16 protein-coding genes are annotated in these 20,822 nt (G+C 60.7%); 4 read left to right on the top strand and 12 right to left on the bottom strand.

Going from position 1 to position 20,822, the window contains the following annotated elements; genetic code table 11:
• Positions 1–6 precede the first annotated feature (6 nt).
• Complete coding sequence (locus ACILSE_RS09935) at positions 7–291, bottom strand: hypothetical protein (RefSeq protein ID WP_395717231.1); 285 nt, start codon at positions 289–291, stop codon at positions 7–9.
• 15 nt (positions 292–306) lie between these two features.
• On the opposite strand from ACILSE_RS09935, the gene ACILSE_RS09940 reads away from it, so the two are divergent.
• Together ACILSE_RS09940 and ACILSE_RS09945 are read left to right on the top strand one after the other, a co-directional pair.
• Positions 307–1,575, top strand: coding sequence for a DUF1501 domain-containing protein (locus tag ACILSE_RS09940; RefSeq protein WP_395717232.1), 1,269 nt, complete (start codon positions 307–309; stop codon positions 1,573–1,575).
• A 7-nt stretch (positions 1,576–1,582) separates the two neighbouring features.
• Positions 1,583–2,986, top strand: coding sequence for a PQQ-binding-like beta-propeller repeat protein (locus tag ACILSE_RS09945; RefSeq protein WP_395717233.1), 1,404 nt, complete (start codon positions 1,583–1,585; stop codon positions 2,984–2,986).
• On the opposite strand, the gene ACILSE_RS09950 is transcribed toward ACILSE_RS09945, so the two are convergent.
• The 3 genes from ACILSE_RS09950 to ACILSE_RS09960 all read right to left on the bottom strand — a co-directional run bounded on the left by ACILSE_RS09950 (position 2,918) and on the right by ACILSE_RS09960 (position 6,911).
• Entirely contained in the window at positions 2,918–4,207 is a 1,290-nt protein-coding gene (locus tag ACILSE_RS09950; RefSeq protein WP_395717234.1) for an MFS transporter, read from the bottom strand. The two genes, ACILSE_RS09945 and ACILSE_RS09950, sit on opposite strands and share 69 nt — an antisense overlap.
• A gap of 4 nt (positions 4,208–4,211) precedes the next feature.
• Positions 4,212–5,390: an enolase C-terminal domain-like protein gene (locus ACILSE_RS09955; RefSeq protein WP_395717235.1), complete on the bottom strand. Its 1,179-nt coding sequence runs from the start codon at positions 5,388–5,390 to the stop codon at positions 4,212–4,214.
• A 90-nt stretch (positions 5,391–5,480) separates the two neighbouring features.
• Positions 5,481–6,911: a hypothetical protein gene (locus ACILSE_RS09960; protein ID WP_395717236.1), complete on the bottom strand. Its 1,431-nt coding sequence runs from the start codon at positions 6,909–6,911 to the stop codon at positions 5,481–5,483.
• A 103-nt stretch (positions 6,912–7,014) separates the two neighbouring features.
• Between ACILSE_RS09960 and ACILSE_RS09965 the strand changes: the two genes are divergently transcribed.
• Complete coding sequence (locus ACILSE_RS09965; RefSeq protein WP_395717237.1) at positions 7,015–8,541, top strand: hypothetical protein; 1,527 nt, start codon at positions 7,015–7,017, stop codon at positions 8,539–8,541.
• Positions 8,542–8,566: 25 nt separating this feature from the next.
• Here the strand turns inward: ACILSE_RS09965 and ACILSE_RS09970 are convergent, their stop codons facing one another.
• The 8 genes from ACILSE_RS09970 to ACILSE_RS10005 all read right to left on the bottom strand — a co-directional run bounded on the left by ACILSE_RS09970 (position 8,567) and on the right by ACILSE_RS10005 (position 19,427).
• Entirely contained in the window at positions 8,567–10,765 is a 2,199-nt protein-coding gene (locus ACILSE_RS09970; RefSeq protein ID WP_395717238.1) for an NADP-dependent isocitrate dehydrogenase, read from the bottom strand.
• Positions 10,766–10,965: 200 nt separating this feature from the next.
• Positions 10,966–11,823, bottom strand: a complete 858-nt coding sequence (locus tag ACILSE_RS09975) for a sialate O-acetylesterase (protein WP_395717239.1) — start codon at positions 11,821–11,823, stop codon at positions 10,966–10,968.
• Positions 11,824–11,977: 154 nt separating this feature from the next.
• Complete coding sequence (locus ACILSE_RS09980; RefSeq protein ID WP_395717240.1) at positions 11,978–12,382, bottom strand: hypothetical protein; 405 nt, start codon at positions 12,380–12,382, stop codon at positions 11,978–11,980.
• Between the two features lie 28 nt (positions 12,383–12,410).
• Positions 12,411–14,414: a sulfatase-like hydrolase/transferase gene (locus ACILSE_RS09985; protein WP_395717241.1), complete on the bottom strand. Its 2,004-nt coding sequence runs from the start codon at positions 14,412–14,414 to the stop codon at positions 12,411–12,413.
• A 69-nt stretch (positions 14,415–14,483) separates the two neighbouring features.
• Positions 14,484–16,544 carry a TerD family protein gene (locus tag ACILSE_RS09990; protein WP_395717242.1) on the bottom strand — a complete coding sequence of 687 codons (2,061 nt, stop codon included), beginning with the start codon at positions 16,542–16,544 and terminating at the stop codon, positions 14,484–14,486.
• 324 nt (positions 16,545–16,868) lie between these two features.
• Positions 16,869–17,660 (bottom strand): DUF1080 domain-containing protein, encoded by a 792-nt coding sequence (locus ACILSE_RS09995; RefSeq protein WP_395717243.1) that lies wholly within the window; start codon positions 17,658–17,660, stop codon positions 16,869–16,871.
• Between the two features lie 18 nt (positions 17,661–17,678).
• Positions 17,679–18,581 carry an alpha/beta hydrolase gene (locus tag ACILSE_RS10000; protein ID WP_395717244.1) on the bottom strand — a complete coding sequence of 301 codons (903 nt, stop codon included), beginning with the start codon at positions 18,579–18,581 and terminating at the stop codon, positions 17,679–17,681.
• Positions 18,582–18,602: 21 nt separating this feature from the next.
• Positions 18,603–19,427 carry an SGNH/GDSL hydrolase family protein gene (locus tag ACILSE_RS10005; RefSeq protein WP_395717245.1) on the bottom strand — a complete coding sequence of 275 codons (825 nt, stop codon included), beginning with the start codon at positions 19,425–19,427 and terminating at the stop codon, positions 18,603–18,605.
• 75 nt (positions 19,428–19,502) lie between these two features.
• On the opposite strand from ACILSE_RS10005, the gene ACILSE_RS10010 reads away from it, so the two are divergent.
• The gene (locus ACILSE_RS10010) at positions 19,503–20,822 is read left to right on the top strand and encodes a hypothetical protein (RefSeq protein WP_395717246.1); all 1,320 of its coding nucleotides are present in this window, start codon (positions 19,503–19,505) and stop codon (positions 20,820–20,822) included.

The raw sequence follows: 20,822 nt of genomic DNA on the forward strand, positions 1-20,822 counted from the left end.
AGCCGTTCACGCCTTCTCCAGGCCCTCCATCGTTCTTTTTGCACTGGCGAAGGTGTCGGACTCGATGCTGAGGCTTTGCAGCATGCTGACGTAGAGCGTGGCGAGGTTGTGGTTGTTCTGGGTGTCGAAGGCAAGGTGCTGGCCGTGCTTGAAGCCGCCGCCGGCGATCAGGACGTGCAGTTTGTCCCTGCTTCGCGCGGTCGCGCTTTCCCGTCCTGGGTTTTCATGGGCTGCTTGTCTGATCGTCTCGTTGTATGATGGCCGCGCTTCCGGAAACAAAGCTCCCGGCAAGCCGTTAAACGAAAAATGCGCCGCGATTTCCTCAAACTCTGCTCCCTGGCCGGACTCGGCCTGGCGGTGCCGCGCACGCTGCGGGCGTCGGAAAAGGAGACGCCGCCTTATGAGGGGCCGTTTTATGTCGTGTTCAATGCCTCCGGCGGCTGGGACACGACCTACCTGATGGATCCGAAGGGCATCGGTGGCATTAACCGGCTCTATCAAGAGGGCGACATCCTCACGCACGGCACCCACAAGTTCGCGCCGACGGCGAAGACGAAGGACGGCGGCATGAGCAATGAGGATTTCTATGCCGAGTTCGGCAAGGAGCTGCTCGTCGTGAACGGACTCGACTACTCGGTGAACAATCACAGCCCCGGCGCACGCTACATGGCCACCGGGAAGCTCGACAGCCTCGCGTATCCGACCTTCGCGGCGCTGGTGGCCGCGTGCAAAGGCCCGCAGTGCCCGCTGGCGTATCTCACCTTCGGTAATTACTCGAACACCGGCAATCTCGTGGCCATGTCGCGCGTGCCGTATCTGCCCTCGCTGAAAAGAGTCGCGCTCGCCGACCATGTGGAGGGCAATGAGCGCTCGCCGTATCATGAGGCCTTCGTCATGGACCGCATCGAGCAGGCTTTGGCGAAACATCATGCCGCGCAGGCCGCCACGCCGCATCTGCCACGGCTCGAACGCGCGGAAAACATGCTCTACGCCGCGCAGATCAGCTCGAAGGCGCTGCAACGCGTCGTGCCATTCATTCCGAGCTCGATTCCGAAAGAGCGCATGTCGCAAATGGCAGAGATCGCGCTCGCGTCGTTCAAAGCGGGAGTGTGCGTGAGCGCGAACCTGACGATCAGCCAGTTCGACAGCCACGCGAACAACGACCGCGACCAGATGAAGCTGATTCCCGAGTTTCTCGCCGGCATCACATATTTTATTCGCCGCGCCGAGGAGCTCGGCCTCCGCGACAAGCTCGTTGTCATCATGCAGAGCGAGATGGGCCGCACGCCTGATTACAACAAAGGCAATGGCAAGGATCACTGGTCCATCGGATCTGCGATGTTCCTCGGTCCCGGCATCAAGGGAAACCGCGTCATTGGTGCGACCGATGAAAAGCAGTTTGCGAAGCCGATCAATGCACAAAGCCTCGCACTCGATGACAAGGGCATCCGCATGCGTCCCGAACACATCCACGAGGCCCTGCGTCAACTATCAGGCATCGACACGCATGCGCACGCGAAGAAATTCCCGCTTGGCGTGAAAGCTGGTGAGCTGCTGAAGGGTTTGTGGGGTTGAATACTCGATGAAATTTCTTCCCGCACTGTTTCTCGCCTCCACCTGCCTCGCTGAATCGAACTGGCCGCAGTTTCGCGGCGAAGGCGGACTCGGAATTGGAAGTGGAAAGCCGCCCGTTGAGTTCTCCGCGGAGAAGAATCTGCAATGGAAGGCGGAGGTGCCATTCGGTCATTCGTCACCGTGCATCTGGGGCGATAAAATCGCGCTCACCGGTCTCGCTGATGGAAAACTGGTCACGTTCTGCCTGAATCGCACGGACGGACGCGAATTGTGGCGAAAGACAGCGCCAGCAGAGAAAGTCGAAGCTGCGCATCGCATTGGCAGTCCTGCCGCTCCGACGTGCTGCACGGATGGCGAACGCTTGATCGCGTATTTCGGCAGCTATGGAGTGCTAGCGTATGATTGGAACGGCAAGGAGCTGTGGAAAAAGCCGCTGCCTGCCCCGGTGGTCGAGTTTGGCACCAGTTCGTCACCGATCATCGCGGATGGGAAAGTGATTATCGTCGCCGATCAGGACGTGGGCAGCTACATGATCGCCTTGGATGTCAAAACAGGTGCGGAAGCGTGGCGCGTCGATCGTCGCGAGTTCCGCCGTGGGTTTTCGACGCCGTTCATTTGGAAACACGATGGCGTGGAGGAGTTGATCGTGTGCGGTTCGCTGTGGACGCGGAGTTACGATCTCAAGGACGGCAAACAACGCTGGTCGGCCAGCGGCATGTCTCGTGTAGCCAACACGAGTCCGATCGCAACGAACAATGAGCTGCTGATCTGTGGTTGGAATGTAGGCGGTGATGAAGATGATCGCGTCGAGATGGAACCGCACGAGACCTTTCTCGCCGCGCAAGATGCAGATAAAGATGGACTGTTGGCTGAAACGGAGTTTCCCGAAGGCCCGGTGCGCAGCCGCTTCACGATCGTGGATGCCGACAAGGACGGCAAGGTCACCAAGTCCGAGTATGAAGTCATGCGCGGCATGTTCGCGGACGCCATGAATCAGCTCTGCGCCATCAAGCCCGGTGGCAGCGGCGACATCACCAAGACGCATGTGGTGTGGAGCCAGACGAAGCATCTGCCGTATGTGTTCACGCCGGTCATCGCCAACGGACGTGTCTTCACCGTGAAAGGTGGTGGACTGGCCTCGGCTTACGAGGTGAAGAGCGGCAGCCCGATTTATCAGGCGGAGCGACTCGAATCCGCATCCGGCGAGTATTACGCCTCTGCCGTGACCGCCGATGGCCGCGTGTATGTCGTCTCTCAGCGTGGTGTGGTGTCTGTGCTCGATGCCACGGGTGACAAACTCAATGTCCTGGCCCGCAATGACCTCAAAGCACCCGTCTTTGCTTCACCTGCGATCGTCGATGGCGTGATCTACCTGCGCACGGACAAGACGCTGCTCGCTTTTGGTTTGTAGCAGAAACCAGAACGCCGCTGCGAGGATGTAAATGACTCCGAAGGCGATGAGCACGGCATCCCATCCGCCCGCGTGAGCGATGAGCCACGGCACGAGAATCGGAAAACTCGCCGCGCCGAAATTGCCGCACATGTTCGTGATGGCGCTCCAGGTGGCTGTCTGCGTTCCGCCGCACGTCATGAGGGTGGCGGAATAACATGGATTCACCAGGCCGGCGCAGTACATGCCCGCGCTGATCACGACAACAGCCAGCACCGGATCAGAGACATTCCATGCGACGAAGATCAGCACCGCGCAGAGCAGCAACGCCGTCATCGCCATGCCCTGACGGGCAATGCGACGGCTCTGTGTGCGACGCAGCAGTGTGTCTGAGATCACACCGCCCGAGAAACCGCCCAACACATCGGCGAGAAGCGGCAGCGTGGTGAGCCACGCCGATTTCACCAGCGCCATGCCACGCGCCTCTTGGAGATAGGTGGCAAACCAGCTCGCGAAGAAAATGTAACCCGCTGCGCGGCAGAACTGCTGCATGCAGAGCAACCAAAGCGCGGGATTCGCCGCCAAGCGCTGCCACACGTTTGTTGAGGCATCACTCGTGGTTTTGACTGCCGGCGTTCCAATCAGCTCAAGCTCCGCCGCGTTCACCGCTGGATGCTGCACGGGCTCTTCACGATGCCACCAAGCGAACCAGGCCGCCCATAGCACGCCGGGAATCGCGTAGAGCACGAACATCCATCGCCAGCCGCAACCGAGCACAAGCGTGGCCGTGAGCGGGGCAGCGATGATGCTGCCGACAGACATGAAACCGCTGAACGCACCCGCCGCAGTGGCTTGCGATGATTTGGGAAACCAACGGGCCATCGCACTGACACCCACCGGCACGAGGCCAGCTTGTGCCACCCCCATGAAGGCTCGCGATGCAGTCATCCAACCGAGTTCACCGAGCGCGAAGCCCGCCGTGGCGAGCGACCACATCACTGAGTAAAGCGACAGTGCCCATCTCGTCCCGAGACGCTGCGCCAGCATTGCCGCCGGGATCTGACAAAGCGCATACGGCCAGAAAAACGCACTCATCATCATGCCCGACTGCTCCTTCGTGAGCCCAAGGTCTGCGCGGATCGTGCTCTCTGCCGGTGCCACGCCATTGCGCACAAAATAAGCCAGCGCCGCCGCCGAGCAGAGTCCGGCGAGGACGATACAACGTGCGCGGGTGGGTTTCATGACATCACCAGTCCGTCACCGCACCATCGGGGCTGAATTCACGCAGCACGATCTCTTGCTGGAAGGGATGCTTCTTCACCTCGGCTTCGTTGATGGTGATGCCGAGGCCGGGTTTGGTGTTGGGGCGGACGATGCGGCCTTCTTTCTCGATGACGAATCCTTCCTCGACCACATCCTGACGCCACGGCACATCGTTGTGCACGGTTTCGCAGATGATGTAGCTCGGCTGGCTGAAACCGAACTCGAGCGACGCAGCGGTGCTCACCGGCCCCTGCGGATTGTGCGGTGCTAAAGCGATGCGATGCGCCTCCGCGAGCGCAGCGATGCGTTTTGCGGCGCTGAGGCCGCCGCAGTGCGTGATGTCGAGTTGGCAGATCTCGACCGCACGCTTTTCAAACATGTCTTTGAAGGCCTCCAGGTTCGTCACACGCTCGCCGCTGGCCACGGGAGTGGTGAGGGCCGCGTTGATCTTCGCCAGGCCATCGACGGCCTCCGGCCAGCAGGGCTCCTCGAAGAAGTAGAGGCCGAAATCATCGAGCGCCTTGCCAAACTTCAGCCCCATGGCCGGTGAGGGCCGCGCATGGCAATCGACCATGATGTCGATGTCCGGTCCCACCGCCTCGCGCATCGCGGCGACGGCCGCAGCGGCGGCCCGGACGGGTTTCATGCCCTCGATCGGCATCGTGCTCGGCACGGCCATGCTTTTGAAGGCCGTGTAACCATCCGCCACGGCCTGCTGCGCCAGTTCGGCGAAGCGTTTCGCGTTGTCGGCGGGCGTCTGATAAAAATCCTCCATCTTCCCGCCGCCGAGATGGCAGTAGGTGCGCACCCAATCCCGCACCGGACCGCCAAAGACCTTCGAGAGCGGCATGTTCGCCACCTTGCCCACGATGTCCCAAAGGGCGAGGTCGATGCCCGCGATGGCCGTGGCCCGCACGATGCCGTGCCCATGCCAGAAGTGCTGCCGATACATCATCTGCCACAGATACTCCACCCGCGTCGGGTCCTCGCCGATCAGCAGATGCGACATGTCTTCAATCGCCCCCACGATGCTGCGCGTGTGCCACTCCAGCGTCGCCTCCCCCCAGCCGATGAGGCCGGGCTGATCCGTGACGACTTTCACAAACACCCAGTTTCGCATCCGGGCATGGCAGACGAGGGTTTCGATGGCGGTGATTTTCATGGTATGGGAGGAGAGAGTTTTGAACCGCTGATAAGTCGCTAATGCGACGCTGATAAATCCATTAGCGTCATATCAGCGTCTCATCAGCGGTTAAGAAACGGAAATTCGCTGAGCAATCGACTCGATGAGTTGTTCAAGGCTACCCGACGCGACGATGGCGATGCTTTCTTGGTAGATGCCGGTGTCGTAGAGTTCGCGTGGGGGCAGGTAGGAGGCACCCCAGTCGGCGGCGATGCTGGCGACGATGATGATGCGGTCGGGGAAGCGGCGGCGGAGCTCGGTTTGGAGGAGGTTGTAGCTTTCGCCCTGCACGCCGAGCCAGATGGCATCGCCAAGGTGCCAGAGGACCACTTGGAGCGGATAGGTTTCGCCGGGCGGGAGCTGGCGGAGGCGATGGAGGAGGCGGGTTTTGCGTTCGGCCATCGCGCGGCAGTCGGCGGCGCGGGATTCATCGCCAACGGCGCGGGCGGCGGCTTCGGCGGCTTGGAATTGATCGAGTTCAGCCTGGGTTTGCTTGATGGTTGGCTGGCCGGGGCGATAGCGCAGAGGCTCTTGCCAGCGTTGGAGCTTCCAGGTAGTTTTTTCGGTCACGTCGATGCTTTGATGCTTCCACGAGCCGAGCGTGGCCCCGGAGACGACGGGGCCGGCATACACAAAAGTCGTCCCGGCGGCGGGAAGGGCGGTGAGGGCTGAAAGCGCGGCGTAACCGAGCTCGCGGCCGTTTCGATCTGCCACGGCGGTGGCGCCGACGAAGCCTTCGCGCGGTCCCAGCTCTCCGCTGGCACCTTGGAGGAAGAGGCACGGAGCGCCGGTGTCGCGTTCGACGAGCTCGCGCATCGCGCCGATGTAGTCGGGGCTGATGAGCGTGTTTTCCCACGCGAGCGTGGTGGGATGGCAGGCGTAGTTCACGATGCTGGCGAGCATTTGGCCCGCATCATCGGTCACGCGGGCGACGATGATGGTGTCGTCGGCAGGCACGCCGGGATTGTGACCGCAGACGAACTGCTTCCCGTCCCAAAAATCGCGATGCGTGGCCAGCGAGCACTTCCCGCGGCCATACACGATCCCTGCGGGCTGAAGCGAGGCGATGGCGTCGCGGATCAAAACGCCCGCTTTCTCGCCGAGTGACTGCAAATACGGCGGAATGAGGTCGCCGCCGGGCAGATTCGCCCGATCAAGGCCCATCAAGCCCGCACCGTGCGTGTGCGAGAAGACGACGAGGATTTCCTCCTTTGCCACGCCACCGATTTCTGCGGCTTGTGCGGCGAGGTTCACGTGCTCGGTGGCTCCCATCACACAATGATCGAGCGCGAGCAGAATCTGCCGCTCGCTACCTTCCATCGGCGCAAAGACGGTCACGGTGGCTCGCAGCGGCCGGTGGATGCCCGTGGCCCGCTCATGCTTCGCCGCGCCCCACATGCGGTGGTAGATGTCGGCAGGCGGCGTGATGTCGCACCACTTTAAAGCAAAACGGCAGCGGCTTTGCGGCGTGGGGTCTTCGGTGCGGGAAACGGCAGGCATGAGGGTGGTAGAATGATGAAGGGTAAAATGATGGGGAGACGGATTTCCTTCAGAACATCATTTTACCCGTCATTATTTTACCCATCTGCTGCGTAGGTCTGCCATGAAGCATCTCTTCATCTCACTCTTGGCTGTATCCTCCCTGTCTGCCGATCCCATCGCCATTGGCTCGCGTCGTGAGTTGTTTGTGGATGACTTTCTCATCGAAAAACTCACCGGCAAGGCGGAGCAGCGTCTGCATCAGCCACAGCCGAAAGAGATCGCCATCACACATGACGCACCGTGGGAGGGCAGTGGCAGCGGTTATCACAGCGTCTTCAAAGATGGTGACAAATACCGCATGTATTACAAATCCTGGCAGCTCACCGTCACCGCGCCCGGCAAGGTAAACACCGGCGAGCATCCGCTCTTCACCTGCTACGCCGAAAGCGATGACGGCATCCATTGGCGGAAGCCAGAACTCGGTTTGCATGAGTTCAAAGGTTCGAAGGCCAACAATATCGTCATCCCGCATGGCAAGATGGGGAAGGTGAATCCCGATGGCGGGCATCCAGCGGTCTTCAAAGATGAGAACCCGAATGCTGCTTCCGATGCGAAATACAAAGCCATCGTGCGTTCGAACTCGCCGAAAGGCCTGCTCGCGCTGAAATCGCCCGATGGCCTTCGCTGGTCGCCGATGGCGGATGCGCCGGTGATCACGGATGGCGCGTTTGATTCGCAAAACCTCGCGTTTTGGGATGCGCAGGCCGGATTGTATCGCGCCTACTGGCGCTACTTCACCGAAGGGACGACGGACGAGAAGAACTGGAAGCCGAGTGGCCTTCGCGCCATCCGCACGGCCACGTCGAAAGACTTCATCCATTGGGAAAACCAGCGGGACCTGCGCTACGTCGATTCGCCCGGCGAGGCGCTCTACACGAACCAGGTGAAGCCCTACCATCGGGCTCCGCATGTACTGCTCGGCTTTCCCACGCGCTACATCGAGCGTGGCTGGTCGGAGAGCATGCGTGCATTGCCGGAACGCGAGCACCGCGAGTGGCGTTCCAAAGCCAGCGAACGCTACGGCATGGTCGTCACCGAAGGTCTCTTCATGGCCAGCCGCGATGGCGTGACCTTCAAACGCTGGAATGAAGCCTTCCTCCCGCCCGGCATCGAGCGTCCCGGCACCTGGAACTACGGCCATCAATACATCGCCTGGCATCCCGTGGAGACAAGGTCATCCATGGAAGGCGCTCCAAACGAGCTCAGCCTCTACGCCACCGAGAGCTACTGGACGGACCACAGCAACGCGCTGCGTCGCTACACGCTGCGTCTTGATGGCTTTGTCTCGCTGCACGCACCGATGAGCGGCGGAGAGGTCATCACCAAACCGATCACCTTCACCGGCAAAGCCCTCACCATGAACTTCGCCACCTCCGCGGCCGGTGGCGTGAAGATCGAAATTCAGGACGCGAACGGCAAAGCAATGACCGGTTTCGCGTTAAGCGACTGCGAAGAGCATTTTGGTGATTCCATCGAGCGCACGGTGGTCTGGAAAAATGGGCGTGATGTGAGTTCGCTCGCCGGAAAGCCCGTGAGGCTGCGTTTCACGCTCAAGGATGCCGATCTCTACGCGATCAAGTTCGAGTAGAGATCTGTGCGAATACCCTCGCCACTTACAATTTGGCCAAGATTCCATTCAGCGTCGCACTCGGGCGGAGCGCGGCATCGGCTTTGGCGTTGTCGGGCTTGTAGTAGCCGCCGACGTCGGCTTTTTGGCCTTGGACGGCGAGAAGTTCGGCGACGATCTTGCTCTCGTTGGTGGTGAGGGACTCGGCGATGGGTTTGAAGGTCGCGGCGAGGGCGGCGTCGGCGGTTTGGGCGGCGAGTTCTTGGGCCCAGTAGAGGCAGAGGTAGAAGTGGCTACCGCGGTTGTCGATGGTGCCGAGTTTGCGGCCGGGGCTGCGGTCGTTTTCGAGGAACTTGCCGTTGGCGGCGTCGAGGGTGTCGGCGAGGACTTTGGCTTTCGGATTCTTGAAGGTGTCGGCGAGGTGCTCGAAGGACGCGGCGAGGGCGAAGAACTCGCCGAGGCTGTCCCAGCGAAGGTAGTTCTCTTCGCAAAACTGCTGCACATGCTTCGGCGCAGAACCGCCGGCACCGGTTTCAAAGAGGCCGCCGCCATTCATGAGCGGGACGATGGAGAGCATCTTGGCGCTCGTGCCGACTTCGAGGATCGGGAAGAGGTCGGTGTTGTAATCGCGGAGGACGTTGCCAGTGACGGAGATGGTGTCGAGGCCCTTGGCGATGCGTTCCAAGCTGAAGGTGCAGGCCTCGGCGGGCGGGAGGATGCGGATGTCGAGTCCGGTGAGGTCGTGGTCTTTGAGGTATTTTTCGACCTTGGCGATGATCTGGGCATCGTGGGCGCGAGCTTTGTCGAGCCAGAAGACGGCGGGGGTCTGCGAGGCGCGGGCGCGGTTGACGGCAAGTTTGACCCAATCCTGCACAGGGGCGTCCTTCGTCTGGCAGGCACGCCAGATGTCGCCCTGCTCGACGGTGTGTTCAAAGAGCACATTGCCCGCGGTCTCAGTGACGCGGATGGTGCCATCGGCGGGGGCTTCGAAGGTCTTGTTGTGGCTGCCGTATTCTTCGGCGGCCTGGGCCATGAGGCCGACATTGGGCACGCTGCCCATGGTCTTCGGATCGAGAGCGCCGTTCTTTTTGCAGAAGTCGATCGTGGCCTGGTAGATGCCGGCGTAGCTGCTGTCCGGGATGACGGCGAGCGTGTCCTGCTCCTTGCCGGCAGCGTCCCACATCTTGCCACCGCCGCGGATCATGGCGGGCATGGAGGCATCGACGATGACATCGCTGGGGACGTGGAGATTGGTGATGCCTTTGTCGCTGTTGACCATGGCCAAAGCGGGGCCGCTGGCGTAGGCGGCTTGGATGTCGGCCTCGATCTCGGCTTTTTTGTCGGCGGGGAGCTTGTCGAACTTCGCGATGAGGTCGCCGAAGCCGTTGTTAAAGTTTACACCGATCTCGGCGAGCGTGGCGGCGTGTTTGGCGATGAGGTCTTTGAAAAAGACGCTGACGGCGTGACCGAAGATGATGGGGTCGCTGACCTTCATCATGGTGGCCTTCATGTGGAGCGAGAAGAGCACGCCATCGGCCTTCGCCTTGGCGATCTGCTGTTCGAAGAAGGCGACGAGGGCCTTCTTGCTCATCTTGGTGGCGTCCATGATCTCGCCGGCTTTGAGGGCGAGTTTGGGGAGGAGCGTCTTGGTGCTGCCGTCCTTGCCGGTGAACTCGATTTTGACCTCGGTGGCGGCGGCGACGCAGGTGGACTTCTCGTTGGAGAAGAAATCGTCTTTGCCCATGGTGCCGACGGTGGTCTTCGAATCGGCGGACCAGGCACCCATCTTGTGCGGATGCTTCTTGGCGTAGTCTTTGACGGCTTTCGGAGCGCGGCGGTCGCTGTTGCCTTCACGCAGCACGGGGTTCACGGCGCTGCCCATGACCTTGGCGTACTTGGCTTTGATTTCCTTTTCCTCGTCGGTCTGCGGGTTTTCGGGCAGATCGGGGAGTTTGTAGCCTTTGGCCTGAAGTTCAGCGATGGCGGCCTTGAGCTGCGGCACCGAGGCGGAGATGTTCGGGAGCTTGATGATGTTCGTGGTCGGCTCGAGGCAAAGTTTGCCGAGGTAGCTCAAATCATCGTCCTGCTGCCCGAACTGCGCCAAAATACGGCCGGCGAGGGAGATGTCGCGCGTTTCGACCTCGATGCCTGCGGCCTTGGTGAAGGCTTTGACGATGGGAAGCAGCGAATACGTGGCGAGGAGCGGGGCTTCGTCGGTGAGGGTGTAGATGATCTTGGCGGACATGGGGCGCGGAGGGGGGATTTGGGGCGGCTGAGAAGTAAAAAGCGGGGGGAGCGGGTCAAGGTGCTTCGCGTGGGAAGGCAAATGCTGCACGTCAAAGGGTCCAGGAAGTCAAGACGAGCGTCGTTGAATGCCAAGCAGGCGGTAGCACCTTCTCGACCATCTTGAAGATGTTGGCCGGTTTTTGAGCCAACAATGGACGCTCAAGGTTTGGCCAGTTCCCTGAACTTCGCCGCGAAGCGCCGCCCGATCTCGTTTTGTGCCGCGGTGTCGAAATGCACGCTGTCGCCGATGTGGGTCTTCAAATCGCGGGCATCGACGCAGGCGGTGTGCGGGACGCTTTTCGGCAGGGCGAGCAGGATCTCGTTCATGGCCTTGAGGTCAGCGAGGCGCGGCTCGGGCTGCATTTCGCCGATGGTGCAGGCGATGAAGGGCAGATCCGGCATCGCGAGGTCGGTGCGGAAGGCTTCGATCATCGAGCGGAGCTGCCCGGCATACTGCGGGCGGTCCTGAGCGTTCGCATTCGCCTCGCCTTGCAGCCAGAGGATGCCGCGGAGGCGGGCTTTGACGGGCGCGGTGGTTTGCAGAGCGAGTTTCGCGCGGCGAAGGGCTTCGTCATAGAGCTTCGCGCCTTTCTGCCAGAGCTTGATCGACGATCCACCGACCGCGCAAGGCACGAGGCCGATGGCGACGGTTTTGTCCTGCGCGGCCAGCACCTCCGCAAAGGCCAGTCCAGGGCCGACACCGGCGTTGTCATGCCCTTGGAAGGTCTTCGCATCGCCCGTGAGATGCAGCGGATGCCGGGCGAGATACCACTGGTCATCCATCTTATGCATCATGACGATGCGTGGGTCATTCTTCGGCTCCTCCGGCATCACACCGCGTCCTTTCATGTTCGACTGCCCGCACAGCAACCATAAATCGAGATGCGTCGCGCCCTCCGGTAGCTTCGTGATGTCCACACTCACCAGCGGCGGCTTCGACGGCGGCGGTGTGGCGGCCTTTTGAGCGTAGAGCGAAGAGCTGAGGGCGAAGAGACAGAGGGTGAAGGCACGGCGCATTATTCGTGAACGGGACGCGGGTGAGGATGTTGCACTCTCAAACTCAGCCCCTTTGCCTCTTTGCCCCTCTGCGGCAGAATCGAACGTTCAGGACGCTCGGTTTTGCCGCAGAGGGGCTGAGGAGCAGAGAGGCTGAATCTTTAATGCCAGGAATTCAGCAGGAATGCGTAGCCTTGATTCTGTGAGCAAGCTTCTCTCCTTCATTGGTCAGCCTGTGTGCTTTCACGAATGCTTTGGCTTCTTTGGAGGTAGTTGGCAGGTTGCCAACGGAAGACCAGAAGCGATAGCCAGCCAAAAACAAGATTTCGACAGCCTTCCATGCGTCCAAATCGTCTGCTTTGGGTGCACGAAAAGCTCTGCCCATCAACTCCACAGGATTTTTGCATTCAGGGCATACATGTGGGTTTTCGATGAACTCTGTGCTCGGCTTCTTGCCCGACAGCTTGAAGCTCAGCCATGCGGATTGCTCCTGCTCCAAAGTCAGATACTCGAACTTAAAAGCCTTCCGGCATTTGAAGCACGCATGTTGAATTCGATACCTGTATTCTTTCTTCTTCACGCCAAGTTTAGGCCGCTAGCATACCCGATCACTCAAAGTTCACCAAGCGCATCTTCCCCTCAAACTTCCCCTTCGCGGTGTAAGTGGCCACGGGGACTTTGTTGTCGTGGCCGAGGCAGAAGTCTTCTTTGGGCTGTGAGCGGATGAGGCCGGGGCCTTTCGTGGTGACGGACTCGTTTTGATCGAGTTGGAGGGTGAGCTGGCCTTTTTTGCCGAGTGTGGCGGTGATGCGGTGGGGTTGGTTGTCGGCGGGGTAGTCGGTTTGCGCGGTGGTGAGGGTTTTGCCGTGGCGGATGGCCCAGATGAGCTTGCCGCCGCTGAGATGGAGCGCGTAGCCGGTGCTGGCGCCGCCGTGGGCGATGAGGATGGCATCGCGCTGCGCGGTGGTGACTTCGCAGGTGAGGGTGAAGGGCGTGTCGGCGATTTGCGGGGCTTTGTCGGCAGCGAGTGTGGCGTGAGCAAGGTAGCCATCTTGCTCCGCAAGATGAGCCTTCGGCGCACTTCGGAGCATGGCGCTCAAATCGTAGGTTTGAGGTGCTTTCGGAGCGCCTGGCTCCTCTCGCGGAGCGAGAGGGGGACTTTGCTTCGCGTTGCGCCGTTCCTTGGGTTTGTCGCTCGTGGGATACAGCGTGATGGGGTTTTCGACTTCACCGGGCGGGCGGCGGGACTTGGGTTCGTCGCCGCCGATCTCGGTGGTCATCTTTTCGGCGAGGGCGGTGAGTTTGGCGACGATGTCGGGATGTTGGGCGGCGAGGTTGGTCTTCTCGCCGATGTCTTGATCGAGGTGGTAGAGTCGCGGGTTCTTTTTCGCATCGTCGGCGGCTTCTTGGCCCATGGTTTCCTTTTGCATGGTGAGCGCGAGCTTCCACGGGCCTTGGCGCACGGCCTGGAGGTTGTAGCTGGAGAAGTAGTAGTGGGCTTCGCGTGGCGAGTCTTTGCTCTGGCCAAAGAGCAGCGGGGAGAGATCGCGGCCATCGATCACGGGCTGCGCGGGCACTTCGGCTCCGGCGATTTTCAGGCAGGTGGGCAGCACGTCGATGGTGCCGGCGACGGCATCGCTCACGCTGCCGGGCGCGATCTTGCCGGGCCACCACGCGAGCGTGGGGACGCGCACGCCGCCTTCCCAGGTGCTGCCTTTGCCGCCGCGCAGGGGGCCCGCGCTGCCGCCATCGGGACCTTTGATGAGCCAGGGGCCGTTGTCGCTGGTGAAGATGACGAGCGTGTTCGTGTCGAGCTGCAGCTCGCGCAGCGTGTCGAACACGCGACCGACGCTGGCATCGACCTCCTGCACCCAGTCGCCAAAGCGGCCGTTTTGCGAGCTGCCCTGGAAGGCCTTGCCGGGATGGATGGGCGTGTGCACGGCGGTGTGCGGGAAGTAGAGGAAGAACGGCTGCGACGTGTTCTTGGTGCCTGGTTCTTGGTTCTTCGTTGATTGGGTGCTGCGGATGAACTTCACGGCTTCGTCGGTGTAGATTTCCTCGATGCGATCCTGGTCCGTCTCATCGAGCAGGCGCTCCACTTGATCATCGCGCACGAGCGGCACGACGCGGCGACCGTCCACCGACGCGGTTTTGAGCATGTCATTCGAATACGGGATGCCGAGGTAGTGATCGAAGCCCTGCTTCGTCGGCAAAAACGCCGGTTGGTCGCCCAGGTGCCATTTGCCAATGCACTGCGTAGCATAGCCCAGCGGCCGCAAGCGCTCCGCGATGGTGTGCTCCTGCGGATGCAGCCCGTTTTTGCTGCCGGGCGGATACACGCCGGGCACGGAAACGCGTGCGCCATAGCATCCGGTCATGATCTGCGCCCTCGACACGCTGCACACCGGCGCGGCGTAGAACGACGTGAGCTTCATCCCCTCCCGCGCCATGCGATCCAGATGCGGCGTCTTCTGCTTCACCGCCCCAAACGGCCCGATGTCGCCGTAGCCGAGGTCGTCGATGAAGTGGATGATGATGTTTGGTGCGCCTGCGGCGGCTTGGAGCAGGGAGCATGGGGCAAGGAGACAGAAGATGAGGGGGAAGAGGCGCATGGGGATAGGGTGGAAAGGCAACGAATCGGCGTGAGCAAAGTAGCCATGTTGTTCGGGGCTGAGCACCCGTCACAAGAATTCCGCACGAATACGATCCACATCCATCGGCGTGATCCCTGCTTCGGGAGAAAAAACCGTTTCGGCATCTGCTGGCGAAGCACCCATAGTTCCCCGCGCACGAACATGAAGCGCAAATAGCGTGTGCAGGTCGGGCTTCGCGATACTCGTGAGTGATCGAAGCATCAGCGACAATGAAGATAGGTTATTGATGGCATTGTTGCTGTAAGCCGGATGGTTTTTGAGCGCCAGGTCAGCCCAAATCACTTCTTGGGCTTCGAGATCGAAAACGGCGGGAATGCAGATCCGTGTGTTGGATGCCACATCGAGCTTGTCTTGCACGGTGCTGGGCTCGTAAACCTCTCCTGACCCGGATTCCTGACGGGACATCCAACCTGCAAAGCACTCCGGGAGATCGCAGTAGGGCTGGGAAGTGAAGCTGGAGATCATCATCAAGATGTAGCGCACCTTGCTGGCGCGAAGCTTGTCGAGTTCCACGTCGATGAATTCCGAAGCACCTTGAGGCGCATCAACGATGTCTCCGCTGTGGCAACCTCCGAAGTTCTTTAGATTGTAGTAGGAAAGATGGTCCACATGTCGCTGATCGGCATCAAAGAGTGCTGCACTGAGGTCGATGTCCGTGCGGCTGGAGCCATTTCGCCACCAAATGAAGAATCGAAGCACTTTGGCACAAGGAAGCGGCAGGCGGCTGCCACGCGTGATGGTGCGCAGGGCCTTGGAAGCCGATCGTTGAGCCAGCGGAACGATGTAGTGCGCCATGCGACTGTCGAGCCAGCAGTTCCCGAGTGATGGTTTCTTCGAAAAACGCTCCACTAAAGCCTCTTCGCAAAGAGAGGTGACTTCGCCCCTGACATGGCTTGGTAGAACAGGCAGTTCACACGGAATGGCAAAGAGTTTTCCGACTTCACCTTTCGGAAAGAAGATGCGCAAGTCCGGCATGGAATCGCGTTGCCGGAAGTGAGCGAGCATCTGGAGCAGCACCGGTGTGGACACGCTGGCCGCTGTAAGGCGAAACTTTGCCAGGACGGTGTCGCGGTCCGTGGCGATGCGAAGTAAATGATCCAGCCGCCGCGCCAGATCGCCCGGCCTCGACTCCAACATGCGCAAGGCACTCTCCGCATTCCGCGCAGCCAGCAGTGCCTCCATCTGACTATTGAAGGTGACCACCCGTTCGTCGTTTCGGAGAGCTTTGAAGGCTGCGTAGGTTTTGGGGAAGACTTCGGCGTAGTCGCCGGGATGCAGTCGTTCACCAAGGCGAATCCAACGCTTCTTCCAGCGCAGCATGTCCTCCACCGGATTGCCCGTCCGCTCCAGCCATGCCAGCAGGGTTCGTCTCCATGCACGGGTGAACTTGGTGAACTTCACACTGGAGGCGAGAGACACATCTCCATCGGACAATGCCACGGCGAGACGAAGTACGTCTGTGGCGGTCTTGATGTGGGAATTCAGAATGCCAGCGGTCGCGGACGCGTGCCGGATCAGCGAAGCGCCAAGCACGGCAAGGTTCTCTTTCGATGGTATCTCCGAGGGCAGCAATGGCGCGACCCTTTCCTGATACTGGGATACGAACCAGATTAGGTCGGCTTTGTCAGATGGCGAAAGTGAGGTCTTTGCTCCGGCGAGGCGGGTGAAAATCCGCTCGAAGTCCTCGCGGTCGCCAAGATCGATCACACGCAATTCGACGGCTTCAGCCAACGCCGGGCGGTCTGATTTGGCAAATACGGGCAGTTTGTTCGTCAGGTAGTGAAGAATGGCGTTCAAGTAGAGGCGTCCTTCGGGCATCTGGCGCACTTGTTCCGGAAAGTCGGGATACATCGGCTTGAACTCACGATGAGCACCCACCAGCTCACGCAGGTCTTTGATCAGTGAGCGATAGAAGCTTGCGAGAGCATCCTGCTCCAGCGTGCGAACTCTTTCCATCAATGCCGGGCTCATCAAGAAGCCAAGCGCCTCAAGGTTTTTCTGCATGGCCGCGATGGTGTCATCCGGCTGGCTGCCAGAACCTGGTTTCAACACAACTTTGCGGCTGCGGCGAAGATAGATGGCGTTCATGGGAGAAAGGCAGGCCGCGATTGCCGACTGAAATCAGCAATCGCGGCAGAGTGTGGAGAGCGAGGACTCTAAATCCGAGTTTAGAAGGAAGAACCCTCATAGCCACGCAGCAATCTGGCATGGAGTGAAGGATTCTGACAAGCTCAAAGTCGAGCGCTTTGAAGTGAGGATGAAATCGCGCTAGCACGGTAGCCATCATGCACCGCAAGATGAGCGGAAGGCTGGCGCAGTATCGGAAGACGTTCGAAGTTTGAAAACGCCTGACTTAGCGGAGCGCTCAGCTCATCTCGACGGAGCGAGATCTACTTTGCTTCGCCCGATTCGTCACTTCTTCACCGGCACCACCGGCCCCGTGCCTTGTGGGCGGCTGGTGCGTGGTTTTTCGATCTTCGTCGTCGTGGCGGGCAGTTTGGCGGGCTCGAAGGGGACGAGCGGGATTTCTGGCAGGACTTTGAGGCGGAGCTCTTGGATCTCGACGCGGTTGGGGTTGCCTTTGTGGAGCTGGATGGCGAGGAGGCCTTCCAGCGTGCGTTTGGCCGCGTCGTGGTCGATGAGTTCGGAGGTGGGCTGGCCGTTGATGAAGTGCTGGAGGCGGTTTCCCTGTGCGACGATGACGTATTCGTTCCACTGGCTCACATCGACCTTCACGGGCGAGTGCTCGCTGAGCTGCCAGAGGGCGCCATCGGGGTCGAGGAGGACGTTTTTGCCATTCAGGCCGAAGATGCCGCGACCGCGCTCCTCATACGTCATGCCGGTGTGCTCGATCGCGGGATGGATGTCGCACTGGTAGCCGGTGATCACCCACGGGGCCACGTCCTTGAGCTCGCGGCTGCGATACTGGATGCCGCTGTTGTTATCCCCGATGACGCGGACAGTGGCGCGAAGCTCGAAGTCCTTCACCGTGCCGCCGCGCCAGATGAGGAAGCTGTTGTTCGCCATGGCCTCCGGCGTGGGATTCGTGCCGATGACGATGCCGTTTTCGACCTTCCAGAGCTTCGGATCGCCATCCCAGCCGGTGAGGTCTTTGCCGTTGAAGAGCGAGGTGCCGTCGCCTTCGGCGGCGAATGAGGAAACCAGAATGAGGAAGGACGAAGTGATGAGGAGTAACGGGTGCATGGAGTGGTGGAGTGATGGTCAAGGCGTCGGTACGAGCTTCTCGCCGGTGGCGGGCATGGTCTTGGTGGGCTCGCCGGTGAGCAGACCGTGCTTCACGAGGAACTGGTCCGCGGCGATGAGCGTGACCGTTTGCCAAGGGCCGCTGTTGAAGAAGCTGTGCGACTGGCCGGGCGCGATCTGGAGATCGATGGTTTTCGTGCCGAGCGACTTCCACTTCGCATGGGCGGTGTCCCAGCCTTTCTTCCAATTGTCCATGTCGCCGAAGAAGGCGATGGCAGGCGGCAGATCGGCCTTCAAATGGCGCAAAACGTCGATCTCGGGGTCCTTGTGGTCATCGGTGGCAAAGGCCGGATTGAACCACACATACGCGACGACGCTCGTGTCGATGTCCTTCGGGTCCGCGGGGTCGTTCAGGCCGGGATTCATCGTGGCGAGGGCGCTGATGTGTCCGCCTGCGCTGCCACCGCCGGTGATGATGCGCTGCGGATCAATGCCGAGCTCACCGGCGTGTTGTTTGAACCAGCGGATGGCGCTTTTGGCATCGGTGACGCACACGCGCTTGCGAGTTTCGCCCGCAGGCAGCTTTTTGGCATCCGCCGCGCTGAGCATCTGATACTCCGCCGTGGCACAGACGAGTCCGCGACTGGCAAAGTAGGCACAGGCAATGCGGAACTGCCCGAGCGAGCCTCCGCCCCAAGCACCGCCGTGAAAGAGGATCATGCCGGGCACTTTGGAGTTCGCAGGGTCGTGATTCGGCGGGAAATAGATCTCCATCTGGCGCGGTTTGCCGGCGCTCTCTTTATAGACGTAAACCTTGCCCGGAGGCGCATCGGCACCCATGGCGGATTTTTTCTTGGCGGGTGTCTCAGCGGCGATGGAAACGCCACCAAGAGCGATGAGCAGGAGAACGACGAGCTTCATGGGTGGAGGGGCGTGAGAGGTTTATTTCAAGGCTGCCGTGATGGCCTGGGCGACTGTTTGCCCGAGGAAATCATATCCTTGGGCATTGAAGTGGACGTCGTCAGGATTTTGCATGCTGGCCAGATGCGGCGTGATGGCGGTGAAAAGATCGTCGATGGCGATGCCGTGCTGCTTCATCACCTCCGCCGCGGCCGCGTTGCGCTCCAGGATGGGCGCGGATTTGTACTGGCCGTTCTTCGTGTCGGGACAGGGCGTGCTGCTGGCCCAGACGAGCTTCGCTCCAGTCTTTTTCAGACGCTCGATGAGCTGCTCGAGCCGCTGCTGGTAGTCTGCAATCGGGGTATTGCGGTCATGAATGCCAAAATTGAAGTGAATGAGGTCCCACTTCCCGTCGCCGAGCCAGACCTCGATGTTTTTGAGGCCGCTCGCTGTCGGGCCGCAGTTCGCAGGCGCACGATGCACGTTCACCTTTCCTGCGAGCGCTTTGCGTACCGCCTGCGTATAGCCGCGGGAGACCGAGTCGCCGATCAGCAGCACACGCGGCAGCTTCGGATCATCCTGCACGAAGTCCCAGGCGCTGGAACGTCCGGCGATCTTTTCGCGCTTGTGGATGGGCAGGTAAAAGCCTCCCAACTGGTCCTGCAGCACACGTTCCCAGGCCTGCTGGTCCGGCGGGAGCTTCGCGACGAGCGCCTGATACCGCTCCTCGACCACCGCGTCGGCCTTCGCTTTCTGCGCGGCCGCCTCCGCGGCGTTGGTCGGCTCGCCCTTGGGCGGGTTAATTGAGGTCTGGGCGAACGACGGAACGTGAATTGCGAGGATGACGGAGGCGATGAGGAGTTTCATGCGAGCCCGGATCAAACGCAGTTTTTGGCCGCTTGCGTGCAACTTCTCGAAGTTGTTCTCTGTTTGCTTTCAGCCATGCGTCACCTCGCCTTCGCTCTTCTCGCCCTCGCCACTTCCCTGTCCGCGCAAAATGCGCCGTATGATGTCTTTCCCGCGGCCGATCCGCCTTACTACCGCGTTCGCTATGAGGCTTCGACAAAGCCGGGCGAGCTGATTTTTCCAGTAAACTACACCATCTGGATTCCGCCGGGCGTGAAGGCCGTGCGTGGCGTGATCGTGCATCAGCACGGTTGTGGTGAGGGATCATGCAAGTCGGGCCTGACGGGCGCTTTTGACCTGCACTGGCAGGCTCTGGCGAAGAAGCATGACTGCGCGTTGCTCGCGCCCTCGTATGAGCAGCCGGAAAAAGCCGACTGCCAGATGTGGTGCGATCCGCGCAATGGTTCGGGCACCGCGTTTCAGAAATGTCTCGTCGATCTAGGGGCAAAGAGCGGTCACCCGGAGCTGTCGAAGGTGCCGTGGGCGCTATGGGGCCACAGCGGCGGCGGTCATTGGGCGGGCGGCATGGTTTTGACGCATCCTGATCGCGTCGCCGCCGCATGGCTGCGCAGCGGTGTGCCACTGCTGAAAGAGGATGCGAAGCGCACGACGATCAAAACTCACATTGTGCCGGATGCAGCGCTGAAGGTGCCGGTGATGTGCAATCCAGGCACGAAGGAGGGTGTCACCGTCAAAGAAGGCCGCTTTGCCGGCGTGTGGCCCGCGAATGAGGAGTTCTTCAACGCCGTGCGCGGCAAAGGAGGTTTGATTGGTGTCGCCGTCGATCCGCTGACCGCGCATGAGTGCGGCAACTCACGCTACATGGCGATTCCATGGCTCGATGCATGCCTAAGCGCTCGTCTGCCGAAAAACAGCGGCGATGCGATGAACGCGATGCCGACGGATGGCGCCTGGCTCGCCCCTCTGCTGGGCACCGAGGCCGTTCCTGCCGCCCAATTCAACGGCGATGCGAACAAGGCCGTCTGGCTGCCGAACGAGGCCGTTGCAAAAGCCTGGATGCAGTTCGTCAAAGACACGCAGATTACCGACACCACCCCACCGCCTGCGCCGACGAACGTGCGCGTGAACGGCAACGAACTCGCCTGGGACGCCGAGGCCGATCTCGAAAGTGGTCTCGCCCATTTCATCATTGAGCGCGACGGCATGCAGATCGCCACGGTGCCGGAGCAGCCGAAGAATCCCTTCGGCAGGCCGATCTTCCAAGGTCTGCAATACAGCGACACGCCGACGAATCCGCTCGTGAAGATGACTTTCACCGACACCAAGGCCGAGGCGGGCAAGAAACACGCCTACCGCGTCATTTCGGTGAACACAGCGGGTTTGAGGTCGAAGTAA

The organism is Prosthecobacter sp. (genome assembly GCF_044236155.1).
Classification (GTDB): Bacteria; Verrucomicrobiota; Verrucomicrobiia; order Verrucomicrobiales; family Verrucomicrobiaceae; genus Prosthecobacter.

Excerpts from the sequence above, each read along its gene's own strand:
- ACILSE_RS10000 (WP_395717244.1), bottom strand. The coding sequence starts at position 18,581 with ATGAAGCTCGTCGTTCTCCTGCTCATCGCTCTTGGTGGCGTTTCCATC.
- ACILSE_RS10010 (WP_395717246.1), top strand. The coding sequence starts at position 19,503 with ATGCGTCACCTCGCCTTCGCTCTTCTCGCCCTCGCCACTTCCCTGTCC.
- ACILSE_RS09955 (WP_395717235.1), bottom strand. The coding sequence starts at position 5,390 with ATGAAAATCACCGCCATCGAAACCCTCGTCTGCCATGCCCGGATGCGA.
- ACILSE_RS09950 (WP_395717234.1), bottom strand. The coding sequence starts at position 4,207 with ATGAAACCCACCCGCGCACGTTGTATCGTCCTCGCCGGACTCTGCTCG.
- ACILSE_RS09960 (WP_395717236.1), bottom strand. The coding sequence starts at position 6,911 with ATGCCTGCCGTTTCCCGCACCGAAGACCCCACGCCGCAAAGCCGCTGC.
- ACILSE_RS09945 (WP_395717233.1), top strand. The coding sequence starts at position 1,583 with ATGAAATTTCTTCCCGCACTGTTTCTCGCCTCCACCTGCCTCGCTGAA.
- ACILSE_RS09995 (WP_395717243.1), bottom strand. The coding sequence starts at position 17,660 with ATGCACCCGTTACTCCTCATCACTTCGTCCTTCCTCATTCTGGTTTCC.
- ACILSE_RS09970 (WP_395717238.1), bottom strand. The coding sequence starts at position 10,765 with ATGTCCGCCAAGATCATCTACACCCTCACCGACGAAGCCCCGCTCCTC.
- ACILSE_RS09965 (WP_395717237.1), top strand. The coding sequence starts at position 7,015 with ATGAAGCATCTCTTCATCTCACTCTTGGCTGTATCCTCCCTGTCTGCC.
- ACILSE_RS09975 (WP_395717239.1), bottom strand. The coding sequence starts at position 11,823 with ATGCGCCGTGCCTTCACCCTCTGTCTCTTCGCCCTCAGCTCTTCGCTC.
- ACILSE_RS09985 (WP_395717241.1), bottom strand. The coding sequence starts at position 14,414 with ATGCGCCTCTTCCCCCTCATCTTCTGTCTCCTTGCCCCATGCTCCCTG.
- ACILSE_RS09990 (WP_395717242.1), bottom strand. The coding sequence starts at position 16,544 with ATGAACGCCATCTATCTTCGCCGCAGCCGCAAAGTTGTGTTGAAACCA.
- ACILSE_RS09940 (WP_395717232.1), top strand. The coding sequence starts at position 307 with ATGCGCCGCGATTTCCTCAAACTCTGCTCCCTGGCCGGACTCGGCCTG.
- ACILSE_RS10005 (WP_395717245.1), bottom strand. The coding sequence starts at position 19,427 with ATGAAACTCCTCATCGCCTCCGTCATCCTCGCAATTCACGTTCCGTCG.